The organism is Aeromonas sp. 97A, from assembly GCF_051919185.1.
Classification (GTDB): Bacteria; Pseudomonadota; Gammaproteobacteria; order Enterobacterales; family Aeromonadaceae; genus Aeromonas; species Aeromonas veronii.
Genome location: NZ_JBQBFF010000001.1, coordinates 1,704,218 through 1,716,963 on the forward strand (window position 1 = coordinate 1,704,218; position 12,746 = coordinate 1,716,963).

Annotated in this window: 12 protein-coding genes; 1 reads left to right on the forward strand and 11 read right to left on the reverse strand. The window is 58.5% G+C overall.

Going from position 1 to position 12,746, the window contains the following annotated elements:
* Positions 1 to 127: 127 nt before the first annotated feature.
* The 6 genes from ACTG27_RS07565 to ACTG27_RS07590 all read right to left on the reverse strand — a co-directional run bounded on the left by ACTG27_RS07565 (position 128) and on the right by ACTG27_RS07590 (position 5,560).
* Complete coding sequence (locus ACTG27_RS07565; RefSeq protein WP_204383414.1) at positions 128 to 520, reverse strand: MAPEG family protein; 393 nt, start codon at positions 518 to 520, stop codon at positions 128 to 130.
* A 34-nt stretch (positions 521 to 554) separates the two neighbouring features.
* A complete protein-coding gene (hemH, locus tag ACTG27_RS07570; protein WP_338711488.1) occupies positions 555 to 1,529 on the reverse strand; it encodes a ferrochelatase in 975 nt (324 codons plus the stop codon).
* A gap of 98 nt (positions 1,530 to 1,627) precedes the next feature.
* On the reverse strand, positions 1,628 to 2,272 hold the full coding sequence (gene adk, locus ACTG27_RS07575; RefSeq protein ID WP_005337083.1) for an adenylate kinase: 645 nt from the start codon (positions 2,270 to 2,272) through the stop codon (positions 1,628 to 1,630).
* A 303-nt stretch (positions 2,273 to 2,575) separates the two neighbouring features.
* On the reverse strand, positions 2,576 to 3,334 hold the full coding sequence (miaE, locus tag ACTG27_RS07580) for a tRNA isopentenyl-2-thiomethyl-A-37 hydroxylase MiaE (protein ID WP_005346385.1): 759 nt from the start codon (positions 3,332 to 3,334) through the stop codon (positions 2,576 to 2,578).
* Positions 3,335 to 3,529: 195 nt separating this feature from the next.
* A complete protein-coding gene (gene purF, locus ACTG27_RS07585) occupies positions 3,530 to 5,050 on the reverse strand; it encodes an amidophosphoribosyltransferase (protein ID WP_439979430.1) in 1,521 nt (506 codons plus the stop codon).
* A gap of 21 nt (positions 5,051 to 5,071) precedes the next feature.
* Positions 5,072 to 5,560 (reverse strand): CvpA family protein, encoded by a 489-nt coding sequence (locus ACTG27_RS07590; RefSeq protein ID WP_005337086.1) that lies wholly within the window; start codon positions 5,558 to 5,560, stop codon positions 5,072 to 5,074.
* A gap of 8 nt (positions 5,561 to 5,568) precedes the next feature.
* On the opposite strand from ACTG27_RS07590, the gene ACTG27_RS07595 reads away from it, so the two are divergent.
* A complete protein-coding gene (locus ACTG27_RS07595) occupies positions 5,569 to 5,745 on the forward strand; it encodes a hypothetical protein (RefSeq protein WP_155395816.1) in 177 nt (58 codons plus the stop codon).
* Between the two features lie 2 nt (positions 5,746 to 5,747).
* Here ACTG27_RS07595 and serS read toward each other — a convergent pair whose 3' ends face one another.
* From serS to lrp, 5 genes are all read right to left on the reverse strand, one after another.
* Positions 5,748 to 7,043, reverse strand: coding sequence for a serine--tRNA ligase (gene serS, locus ACTG27_RS07600; RefSeq protein WP_323892449.1), 1,296 nt, complete (start codon positions 7,041 to 7,043; stop codon positions 5,748 to 5,750).
* A 306-nt stretch (positions 7,044 to 7,349) separates the two neighbouring features.
* The gene (locus ACTG27_RS07605; protein WP_429054031.1) at positions 7,350 to 8,687 is read right to left on the reverse strand and encodes a replication-associated recombination protein A; all 1,338 of its coding nucleotides are present in this window, start codon (positions 8,685 to 8,687) and stop codon (positions 7,350 to 7,352) included.
* A gap of 76 nt (positions 8,688 to 8,763) precedes the next feature.
* Entirely contained in the window at positions 8,764 to 9,372 is a 609-nt protein-coding gene (gene lolA, locus ACTG27_RS07610) for an outer membrane lipoprotein chaperone LolA (RefSeq protein ID WP_041202312.1), read from the reverse strand.
* A gap of 80 nt (positions 9,373 to 9,452) precedes the next feature.
* Positions 9,453 to 11,969 carry a DNA translocase FtsK gene (locus ACTG27_RS07615; RefSeq protein ID WP_201992583.1) on the reverse strand — a complete coding sequence of 839 codons (2,517 nt, stop codon included), beginning with the start codon at positions 11,967 to 11,969 and terminating at the stop codon, positions 9,453 to 9,455.
* Positions 11,970 to 12,171: 202 nt separating this feature from the next.
* Positions 12,172 to 12,663, reverse strand: coding sequence for a leucine-responsive transcriptional regulator Lrp (lrp, locus tag ACTG27_RS07620; protein ID WP_005300047.1), 492 nt, complete (start codon positions 12,661 to 12,663; stop codon positions 12,172 to 12,174).
* Positions 12,664 to 12,746 lie beyond the last annotated feature (83 nt).

Below are 12,746 nucleotides of genomic sequence, written 5' to 3' on the forward strand. Positions count from 1 at the left end.
GAAAAGTCGCCCTGTTTAAATAATGGAGTCAGTATAGACAAGGCTTGCAAGGAAAAACGTTTGCCTTTTCACCATAAAAAAACCACCCAACCCAGGGTGGTTCCGTAGCATACAAAAGCGCCGGTTTTCAGGCGGCCGCCATGCCCTGCAACAGAGCCAGCACCGAGAAGAGGCCGAGGGCGAGCCAGAACAGCAAGGTGCCCAGAAAACGGGGCACATTGGGGGCTTTGGGGATCTGGATGCCGATGGCATGCAGGATGCGGCCAACCAGTAGCATGGCGCCACCGGCATGCAGCCAGAGCGCATCGGCACCGGAGAGCTCGCACAGCGCCATCAGCAGCAGGGTCAGCGGCACATACTCGGCAAAATTACCGTGGGCCCGGATCGCCGCCAGCAGCTCGGGGGCCTCCCCCTGCCCTATCATCACCCCGAACTGGGCGCGGCGTTTGACCACCCAGAAGGAGAGCCCTAGAAACAGCAGCCCAAGCAGGCCTGCGTAGCTCAGCGTGATATGTACCATGACTCGACTCCTTGTTTGACTGTCTGCCGGTCACTCATGCCAATTCGCGGCAAATGAGCGAGACCATCATCCTGATGTGGGCCTGATCGCTGTTGAGGGCCGGAATATATTCAAACCGCTCGCCACCGGCCTCCATGAAGATCTCCCGGTTCTGTACCTGAATTTCCTCGAGGGTTTCGAGGCAGTCGGCGGCAAAGGCGGGGCAAATCACATCGAGCCGCTTGATGCCCGCAGCAGGCATACCGCCGATGGTCACGTCTGTGTAGGGCTTGAGCCACTCCTCCTTGCCAAAGCGGGACTGGAAACTGGCCGTCCACTGCCCGGCCTCCAGCCCGAGCGCCTCGGCCAGCAAGCTGGCGGTATGGCGACACTGGTGACCATAGGGATCCCCTTCGTTCTCGTAGCGCTCGGGAATACCGTGGAACGACATCAGCAGGTGATCACCCTGACCGTGCAGCTCCCAGTGACGGCGCACGCTCATGGCCAGCGCCTGAATGTATTCGGGGTGGGCATGGTAATCACGAATGAGCCGTACCACCGGCAGATTGCGTTCTCTCTTCATCGCCTTGCCCCAGGCATCGAAGACCGAGGCGGTGGTACTGACCGAATATTGCGGATAGAGCGGCAACAGGATCACCCGGTTGACCCCTTTGGCCTTGAGCGCCTGCCAGCCATCATTCACCGACGGGGAACCATAGGTCATCGCCAGCTCCACCGGCACCTCAACCCCCTCCCGCTTGAGCTCCTGCTCCAGTGCGGCGCGCTGCTGCTTGCTTATCACCATCAGCGGCGAGCCCTGCTCGGTCCACACCTGCTGATAGAGCTTGGCCACTTTGGGCGAGCGCGTCGGCAAGATGATGAAGTGGAGCAGCGGGCACCAGAGGTAACGGGGCAGGTCCACCACACGGGGATCGTGCAGGAACTGGCTGAGGAACGCTTTGACGGCAGCGGTGGTCGGTGCGGCTGGGGTACCCAGATTGACCAGCAATATTCCGGTTTTCGTGGTCACGTTGGCTTCCTGTCTATCTGTCATTATGCAAAAAGGGCCCGACAGGGCCCTTCTCTTTATTTATCTGATGGCACGGGAAACAGTGCCGGCAGCAAAGATCAGCCCAGAATGGTGGCAAGCTGCTTGCTGACCAGATCAACCGGCTGGGTGCCGTCGATCTTGACGTAACGGGTGTGGCCCGCTTCCGCCTCTTTGCCGTAGAAACCGATCAGCGGCGCGGTCTGCTGATGATATACATCCAGACGCTTGCGTACTGTGGTCTCTTCGTCGTCGGCGCGGATCACCAGATCTTCACCGGTCACATCATCCTTGCCTTCCACTTTCGGCGGGTTGAACACCACGTGGTAGGTACGGCCGGAGCCGGAGTGAACGCGACGGCCGCTCATGCGCTTGACGATCTCTTCGTCCGGCACATCGAACTCCAGCACGAAATCAACCACGACACCGGCGTCCTTCATGGCTTGCGCCTGGGGAATGGTGCGCGGGAAACCGTCCAACAGGAAGCCTTTGGCGCAGTCCGGCTGAGCGATGCGCTCTTTGACCAGACCGATGATGATGTCGTCAGAGACCAGCTGACCTGCGTCCATCACAGCTTTGGCTTTCAGACCGAGCTCGGTGCCCGCTTTGATCGCCGCACGCAGCATGTCGCCGGTGGAGATCTGGGGAATACCGTGTTTTTCCATGATGAACTGAGCCTGGGTACCTTTGCCGGCGCCCGGAGCCCCCAACAGAACAATGCGCATACACGCTCCTATTGATTGGTTATTCAAATCTTGCGAAGGCAAAAAAGTACACGGTTTCGCCCGTTTCTACAAGGGTGAGCCACCTGAATGAGCACTTTATCACCACAATAACCGGCTGATCGAACAGGATTTCATCGCAAGGGGAAGACGCAAAAATAGCCAGGGATTCAGCATAGAGCGCCAAAAGCAGGAGGGAGGTACGACAGAAAAAAAGATCCCGGCTCAGGGCCGGGAATTGCGCTCAAAAGTAACTACTTGTCGCTCGTAGTAGGAACAGGGCAATAGTAGTTTGCCCCCTGTGCGTCAACAACTGTCAGATGTGACAGGCAGGCCGCTATGAAACCTGAACTGCGGATCCGGCGAGCAGATTAGCTCGGCTTCCAGCTTGCCAAAGAAGGCCACCCGTTCGCTGATATCCTCCCCTGCGTACTGTTCGGCCAGGCTCAGGTAATCCTGATAGTGGCGCGCCTCGGAGCGCAGCAAAGAGACGTAGAAGCGGCTCAGCTCCTCGTCCAGATGGGGCGCCAACTTTGCAAACCGCTCGCAGGAGCGGGCCTCGATATAGGCGCCGATGATCATCTTGTCGACTATGGTGGCCGGCTCATGGGTGCGCACATGCTGCATCAACTGGCGGGCATAGCGGGAGGCCGTCACCGGCCCGTATTCGATGCCGCGGGCCTGCATGATCTCCAGCACCTGCTCGAAATGATGCAGCTCCTCCTGAATGAGCCGCACCATGGGAAACAGCAGTGGATTGCGCTCCAGCTCGGCAAAGACGGTGCGATCAGACTCCCCCATGCTGCGTTTGCCCAGGATCTCGGCCTTCTCCGGAATGGCATCCAGCTCGCGATAGAACTCCAGCTTGGGCAGCAGATGGCGCTTGCCCTTGGGCAGGCAGTAGCGACGCACCAGACTGTGGGCAGTGAGTGCAGCCTTGGTTTCACAGTTGGCGTGATCGATAAGCAGGGTTGGCAAACGGGCCGGATCCCGCGCCATTTCCACCCACTCGTCAGGGGTTTCACACTGCAAGAACTGGCGCACGGGGGCTAGCAGATCATCCATCTGAACTCTCGTTAAAGGCGTATGAGAAAAGTGGCCCTATGCTAGCGGATCAGCCGTTGCATGCCCATATCTGGCAAGATAAGCGCTGTTTTTTCAAACAGATGCCATCTCTCCCCTTTCGTCATCTCCCAGCAAAAACAACAATGGGAGCCAAGGCTCCCATTGCGTTATGCAAACCAGTTAGAAGGAAAACGTTTAACTGCCTTCGTTAAAAATTTCCAGATTGCTGGTCCCTTCCTGCCACTCGCGCACCGCCTTGCTGTCATCGTTGCGCAGGGCATTGAGGTGATCCAGATAGGACTGGTCCACGTCGGAGGTGACGTAGTGGCCATTGAAGACCGAGGTCTCGAAGTGACGCAGATCCGGGTTGATCTCCCGCACGGCGGCTTCCAGATCTTCCAGATCCTGGAAAATCAGACCGTCAGCGCCAATCAGCTTGCACACCTCTTCCACTTCACGGCCGTGGGCGATCAGCTCGTTGGCGGTGGGCATATCGATGCCATAGACGTTGGGGAAGCGAATTTCCGGCGCCGCCGAGGCGAAGTAGACCTTGGCAGCCCCCGCTTCACGGGCCATCTGGATGATCTGCTCGGACGTGGTACCACGCACGATGGAATCATCCACCAGCAACACCTTTTTGCCCTTGAATTCGGAGCTGATGGCGTTGAGTTTGCGACGCACCGACTTCTTGCGCTGGGTCTGGCCCGGCATGATGAAGGTACGGCCGATGTAGCGGTTCTTCACGAAGCCCTGACGGTATGGCAGATCCAGGGTGTGAGCGATCTCCAGCGCCACGTCACAGGAGGTCTCGGGAATGGGGATAACCACATCGACGTCGAGATCTTCCCACTCGCGGGCAATCTTCTGACCCAGCTTGCGACCCATGTTGAGGCGGGCGGCGTAGACCGAGACCTTGTCGATGCACGAATCGGGACGAGCGAAGTAGACGTATTCGAAGATGCAGGAGCTCATCTGCGGGTTCTCCGCACACTGCTCGGAGAAGAGCTGGCCCTGCTCGGTGATGTAGATGGCTTCACCCGGCGCAATATCCCGCACCGTCTCGAAACCGATGGCGTCGAGCGCCACGCTCTCGGAGGCGAGCATGTACTCCACCTGGCCCTGCTCGTCCTGACGACGACCGAGGATCAGTGGGCGAATGCCGTTGGGATCACGAAAACCGATGAGACCATGGCCAATCACCAGCGAGACCACCGCATATGCACCGCGGATCTGCTGATGGGTTCTGCGCACCGCGGCGAAGATATCTTCGGGGCGCAGGGCCATCTTGTCACAGCGATCCAGTTCGTGGGCCAGCACGTTCAGCAACACTTCCGAATCGGAGGTGGTGTTGATGTGACGACGGGCGACCTTGAACTGCTGCTCCTTGAGCTCCTTGGCGTTGGTGAGGTTGCCGTTATGGGCCAGCACCATGCCGTAGGGTGAGTTCACATAAAAAGGTTGGGCTTCTGCGGCACTTGAGCTGCCTGCGGTGGGGTATCTGACATGACCTATGCCGATGTTCCCTTGCAGACGCTGCATGTGGCGCACTTCAAACACGTCCTTCACCAGGCCATTGGCCTTGCGTTGCCGGAAGTTTCCACTATCAATGGTCACGATCCCGGCGGCATCCTGTCCCCTGTGCTGCAACACCGTCAAGGCGTCGTAGAGGGCCTGATTGACGGGGGTGGTGCCAACTATACCGACAATACCACACATGTCTTTGCTACCTCGAAGTCACTATACCTGTTTAAGAAAACTGGATGAGTTCAACATGAACCCGAAAAACCACTGGATCACCGGCTTGAACTCCGGCACCAGCTTGGACGCCACCCACCAGTCGCTCTGGGAGAGGCTGGTGAAGGTATCCATGAAAAAAAGCAGGGCACTGACGATCAGCACCCCGCGAATTGCACCGAAGCAGACCCCCAGCACCCGATCGGTACCGGAGAGACCCGTCTTGTCCACCAACAGGCCCACCACATAGTTGACCACGCTGCCGAGGATCAGGGTCGCCACAAACAGGGCTGCGATGGCCAGACCGTTGCGAACCAGCGCGTCGGAGAAGGAGGTGAAATAGACGGCGAGATCGGGATAGAAATGGCTGGCAATAAAGAAGGCGACGAACCAGGTGACAAGAGACATGGCCTCCTTGACGAAGCCGCGCACCAGGCTGATGAGAGCAGAGAAACCGACGATGCCGATGATGGCGTAATCAATCCAGACCATAGAAAAAGATGTCCTGCGAAATTGCGGCGCAGTCTAACAAAAACGATTGCGCATTGCTTGATAAAAATGTGTTAACTGTTCAAAGCGACGCCGAAAAGCCGCATTTTTTCAGCACTAAAACGGTTGATCGGCGCCAGAATGCACAACGCCATGGCAATGCCATGGCGTTGTGGTCTGCGGCGTGAACTTACCCGATGTGGGTCAGGCCGCCCATGTAGGATTGCAGCGCAGCCGGGATAGCGATGCGGCCATCTGCCTGCTGGTAGTTCTCGATCACCGCCACCAGAGTACGGCCTACAGCCAGACCGGAGCCATTCAGGGTGTGAATGAGCTGCGGCTTGCCATCGACACGCACGCGAGCCTGCATGCGGCGCGCCTGGAAGTCGGTGCAGTTGGAGACGGAGGAGATCTCGCGGTAAGTGTTCTGGGCCGGCAGCCACACTTCCAGATCGTAGGTTTTGGAAGCGCAGAAGCCCATGTCACCGGTAGAGAGCGCCATCACGCGATACGGCAGCTCCAGCAGTTGCAGCACCTTCTCGGCGTGACCCACCATCTCTTCCAGTGCATCCCAAGATTTCTCCGGGTGAACCAGCTGAACCATTTCGACCTTGTCGAACTGGTGCATACGGATGAGGCCACGGGTATCACGACCGTAGGAACCGGCTTCAGAGCGGAAGCAGGGGCTGTGAGCGGTCATCTTGATCGGGAGCTCTTGGGCGTCAAAGATCTCGTCACGGGCCATGTTGGTGAGCGGCACTTCGGAGGTCGGGATCAGGGAGAACTTGCGCAGCTTGCCCTCTTCTTCCCCTTCACCTTCAATACCGGTATTGAACAGGTCCTGGGCAAATTTCGGCAACTGGCCGGTGCCATAGAGGCTGTCCGGGTTCACCAGATAGGGCACGTAGCACTCGGTGTAACCGTGCTGCTGGGTGTGCAGATCCAGCATGAACTGAGCCAAGGCACGGTGCAGACGGGCAATCTGACCCTTCATCACCACAAAACGGGTACCGGAGAGTTTGACGCCATTCTTGAAGTCAACGCCCTTGGCCGCTTCGCCCAGGTCGATGTGATCGCGTACCGGGAAGCTGAACTCGCGCGGGGTCCCCCAGCGACGCACTTCCACGTTGTCGTTCTCGTCACGACCCACCGGAGTGGTCTCGCTCGGCAGGTTGGGGATGGCGTCGGCAATGGCTTTCAGCTGGGCCAGCAGGGCATCCAGCTCGACCTTGCTGGTTTCCAGCTCGTCGTTGATCTTGGTCACTTCGGCCTTGAGCGGGGCAACATCTTCACCACGACGGGCAGCTTCACCGATGGATTTGGAGCGGGCGTTGCGCTCGGCCTGCAGCTCCTGGGTACGGGACTGCAGATCCTTGCGTTTCTCTTCCAGAGCATTGACAGCCGCTACGTCCAGAACGTAGCCACGTGTCGCCAGACGAGCGGCAGCCTCTTCGATATCGCTGCGCAGATATTTGGGATCCAGCATGGTTTACCTACTTTTTTAAAATGGGATCTGGGCCTGAGTCGTCATGACGGGCTGGGAAACAGATCCGGAAGTTAACATCGGTTGGCGCACCCCAATCGTCTTCAGAATCGGGCCTCAACAATCAGGCCTTCGAGATCAAGAAGATGGCGCAAGGCCAAGACAAGCGGGGTCAGACGGGCAGTGTAGCAGACCGCCCCCCCGCCCGAACAGGGACTATTTGTGTCGTTTTTACCGACTTTGGCACGCAAACCGTCCTGCATATTCAAACGCCTGACCAATTTTCAGCCATGCGGGGTAACAAAGGGGCTATTTGCCCCTTTGCTGCGGACTTTGCCTGTCCAGCTCATGGAGGTAATCAAGCTTCTGGCCAATCTGTTTTTCAAGGCCGCGATCGGTGGGCTGGTAGTACTGCTTGCCCGCCAGCTCAGGCGGGAAATACTGCTCGCCCGCAGCATAGGCGCCCGGCTCGTCATGGGCGTAGCGATACTCGGCGCCATAGCCCAGATCGCTCATCAATTTGGTCGGCGCATTGCGCAGGTGTACCGGCACCTCGAAGTCAGGGAGGTTCTTGGCATCATGAAGCGCCGCCTTCCAGGCGGTATAGACCGCATTGCTTTTCGGGGCGCAGGCGAGATAGACGATCGCCTGGGCGATGGCCCGCTCCCCTTCCGCCGGACCGATCCGATGGAAACAATCCCAGGCCGACAGGGCGACCTGCATGGCGCGCGGATCGGCATTGCCCACATCTTCCGAGGCAATCGCCAGCAAGCGGCGGGCGATATAGAGGGGATCGCAACCAGCGCTCACCATGCGGGCGTACCAATAGAGCGCCGCATCCGGCGCCGAGCCGCGAATGGATTTGTGCACCGCGGAAATGAGGTCGTAGAAGTGATCGCCCCCCTTGTCGAAGCGGGCCACGTGCTCCCCCACCACGGCAGCGAGCAGGGCACTGTCGATCACCCGCCTCCCAGTGCTGTCGGTTTCGGCCATGTCGGCCAACAGCTCCAGATAGTTGAGGGATTTTCGCCCGTCCCCATCAACTGCCTTGGCCAGCGCCTCTTTGACGCCGGGGGCAAAGGTGAGTGCCGGATCATTGAGACCACGGGGATCGGTCATCGCCTGATCGAGCATGGCGAGAATATCGCTCTCCTCCAGTCGCTTGAGCAGATAGACCCGGGCCCTGGAGAGCAGTGCGTTGTTGAGTTCGAACGAGGGGTTTTCAGTGGTGGCACCGATAAAGGTGATGGTGCCATCTTCGATATGAGGCAGGAACACATCCTGCTGGCTCTTGTTGAAGCGGTGCACCTCATCCACAAACAGAATGGTGCGAACCCCGCGCCAGCTATTCTCCTTCGCCTTGTCGATGGCGGCGCGGATCTCCTTGATACCGGAGGTGACCGCAGAGAGTCGCTCCACTTCCGCCTGACAGTAGTGAGCCATCAACTCCGCCAGCGTAGTCTTGCCGGTACCGGGCGGTCCCCACAGGATCATCGAGTGGCAGTGACCCGACAGAATGGCTTTGCGCAGGGGCTTGTCAGCCCCCAGGATATGTTGCTGACCGATATACTGGTCGAGGTTTTGCGGCCGCATCCGGGCCGCCAGCGGACGAAAGTCCGACGAGAAATCCAGCGACAAGTTGCTCATCTGTATTGATCACCCAGCGTCACGCCACTCGCCTTTGACTGGCGCAGTGGCGAGCAATCCAACGACCGCTTGCTCATTAGCGCTGGTCGTCCAGCTCGACCCCCTTCGGGATCTTGAAAACAAATTCGTTGCCCTTGAGCACCGGCTTGCGGTTGAAGCTGCTCAGGGTGAATTCACTCCACTGCCCTTGCGCCTCTTTCACATCGAAACGACTGATGTTGTCTTGTCTGTCGAAGGTGACACGGAAGGAGGCAATCAGCTCATCCTTGTTGCGGCTGGTGACGGTGTAGACATCCCCCTGCTGGGTCACGTCATAGTTCTTCCAGAACTTGTCGTCATTGCCGGCGATCAGAATAAAGGGGGTGTTGAGCACCGCATCTTTCAGCTTGAGGGCGGTCACCTGCTCGACGAAGGGATCATAGACCCAGACATCCTGACCATCGGCAACGATCAGGCTCTCGTCCGGCGAGGTGGTGTGCCAGTTGAAACGGTTTGGCCGCTGCACCAGCAGATCGCCGCTGGCCTTTTGCAGCTCCTTGCCCTTGCTGTCATAGACGGTCTGGGCAAATTTGGCGGAGAAGAGGCTGACACCCGCCAGCTTCTGTTTGAGATCGCTGGCCGCATCGGCCCACACCTGGCTGCTGGCCATCAGCAGCACGGTACCCATCAACAGTTGTTTTTTCATCACGCTCTTCATAAAGACGCTCTCGATAAAAGGCCACGCCCGCGGAGGGCATGGCCAGGGATAGTATGAAACGGTGAGGCTTAGTCCCGCACCGGCGGCGGTGCCAGCACGTCGCGCTGACCATTGCCACCCGGTGAGCTGACGATGCCCTGATTCTCCATCTGCTCGATGAGACGGGCTGCCCGGTTGTAACCAATCTTGAACTTGCGCTGGACGCTGGAGGTCGAGCCACGGCGGGACTCCACCACAAAAGCGACCGCTTCGTCGAACAGGGGATCGAGCTCTTCATCGCCACCACCGCCATATTCGCCGCTGCCACCTTCGCCCCCCGACTCACCGGAGAGGATCTCCTCGATGTAGTTCGGCTCGCCGCGCAGTTTCCAGTCCGCCACCACCTTGTGCACTTCGTGGTCATCGACAAAGGCACCGTGTACCCGGGTCGGGTTGGAGGTACCGGCCGGCATGTAGAGCATGTCGCCCATACCGAGCAGAGATTCGGCGCCGCCCTGATCAATGATGGTGCGCGAGTCGATCTTGCTCGACACCTGGAACGAGATCCGGGTCGGGATGTTGGCCTTGATAAGACCGGTGATGACATCCACCGACGGACGCTGGGTCGCCAGAATAAGGTGAATACCGGCGGCCCGTGCCTTCTGGGCGATACGGGCGATCAGCTCTTCCACCTTCTTGCCGACGATCATCATCATGTCGGCAAATTCGTCCACCACCACCACGATGTGGGGCAGCTTCTCCAGCTCCGGCGGCATCTGATCCATGGAGTCACCCGGGCGCCACAACGGATCCAGCAGGGGTTCCCCCTCCTCAATGGCGGCCAGTACCTTGTCGTTGTAGCCCTTGAGGTTGCGCACCCCGACTGCCGACATCAGCTTGTAACGGCGTTCCATCTCGCCCACACACCAGCGCAGGGCGTTGGCGGCATCCTTCATATCGGTCACAACCTCGGTCAGCAGGTGCGGGATCCCTTCGTAGACGGAGAGTTCCAGCATCTTGGGATCGATCATGATAAAGCGCAGATCATCGGGGGATGACTTGTAGAGCATCGAGATGATCATGGTGTTGACCCCCACCGACTTACCGGAACCTGTGGTACCGGCCACCAGCAGGTGCGGCATCTTGGCCAGGTTCACCACCACCGGCTCCCCTGCGATGTCCTGACCCAGGCCCATGGTGAGCGGGTTGCGGCTATCGCGGAAGGCATCGCAGTCAAGGGTTTCGCGCAGGTAAACGGTCTGACGCACCCGGTTGGGCAGCTCGATACCGACATAGGTTTTACCCGGGATCACTTCCACCACCCGCACGCTGCTGGCAGAGAGGGAGCGGGCCAGATCGCGCGAGAGGTTGGTGATCTTGCTCGCCTTCATACCCGGCGCCAGATCCAGCTCGAAACGGGTAATAACCGGGCCCGGATAGACACCGACCACCTTGGCCTGCACGTTGTAGTCGGCAAGCTTGGCCTCCACCAGACGGCCCATCCGATCCAGCTCATCCTTGCTCATCATCTGGGTCTTGGCGGGTGGACGGTCGAGCAGTTCGATACTCGGCAACGGCGGCAGCGTAGATTGCGGACGACGCTTGGGCTTGGTCGGTGCGACGGCTACCGGCGCGGCAACCTCGTCGTCCCCTTCGGCCCAGGGCAGATCCAGATCGTCCTCATCATCGTCATCGGCCACAGCCAGTACCGGCTGGCGGCGACCATTGGCGGCCGCCACCGCACGTTTAGGCTTGGCAGCCGGAGCCGGCTCATCATCTTCATCATCAAACTGGGGATCGAACTCGAAGGTATCATCGTCGAGTTCGGGCAGCCACTCTTCGGAGGCAGCCTTCTGGTTCTTGGCCTTGGGCTTGCGAGTCCAGCTGGTGTGCGGCTCATCTTCCTCGTCATCAAACGCGATGGCCCCTACCCCGCCTTCCAGCAAGGGATCCGGCCCCTCGTTGCGGGGTTGACGCCAGCCACCGGTCAGCCAGCGGCCGAGGGTGGTCGGGAAGTGGTAAACAGCACTGACAGAACCGGTACAGGCCGCGCCGATCTGCTCGACGATGGTGAGCCAGGACCAGCCGGTAAACAGGGTGATCCCGGTTGCCACGAAGCAGAGCAGCATCAGGTTGGCCCCGACGCCGCCAAACAGCGGTACCACTGCAGAAGCGATCACATCCCCCACCAGACCACCAGCGGAGAAGTTCTGCATATCGTTGAAGTTCATGCTGGCAATGGCCGACATGCCGAGCACGGTCAGGATAAAGCCGATGATCCGCACCCCCAGGGTGAGGTAATCCACATCAAGCAGCCGGCTCGGACGCCAGAAGAGACTCCAGCCCAGCAGTACCACCAGCGGCGGCACCAGATAGGAGAAGGCACCAAAGGTAAACATGGTGATGTCGGCGAGCCAGGCACCGGCACTACCGGCGAGGTTCTTCACCTCCCCTTGCCAGGAGGTCTGGGACCAGCCGGGATCAGCGGGATGATAGGACAACAGGGCAAGCAGAAGATAAGCAGCCATCAGGGTGATGGCGATCAAGACGGCTTCGAAGATCCGTTGTGTACCTGATAAAGGAGTAAACAGCTTTTTATCGGCCAAACTCCGGCTCCTTTCTGAAAACATGTAATGCAGGAAATAAGGGGGCCTAGTATCCCCGAAAAGCCCATCGATTGTCAGCCAGAGCCTGATGGGACGGGGCCATATTTGCAATTATCTTTACAAGAAGAAACGAGCGGACCGGCCGCTCGTTTCTGACTGTCATGGTGTCTCATATGGAAAAGATACCACGGCATAACCTGCTTTATCGGGTGCTGATCACCAGACGACTGCTCTGCTTGACCTCTTCCATCACCACATAGGTGCGGGTGTCATTGACACCGGGCAGACGCAGCAGGGTTTCCCCCAACAGACGGCGGTAAGCCGACATGTCGCTGACTCGGGTCTTGAGCAGATAGTCGAAGTCACCGGAAACCAGATGACACTCCTGGATCTCTTCGAGTACCTGAACAGCCTTGTTGAACTGTTCAAACACATCAGGCGCCCCGCGATTGAGGGTTATCTCTACAAACACCAGCAGAGATGCGTCCAGATAATGAGGGTTCAGAATAGCGGCATATCCTTCGATATAACCTTGTCGCTCGAGGCGACGAACCCGTTCCAGACACGGTGTAGGACTCAGGCCAACTCGCTTGGACAACTCAACATTCGAAATCCTGCCATCCTTTTGCAGTTCATTAAGAATGTTGCGGTCAATCCTGTCCAAATCCTTTAGCCGACTCTTAGCTTCCATCATTTTATTCCATCCTTTGGCTATTTTTTGGTAAGAATCACCAGTCATTTTATAATTATGGTCACAAATCCTGTCAATACCTGAAT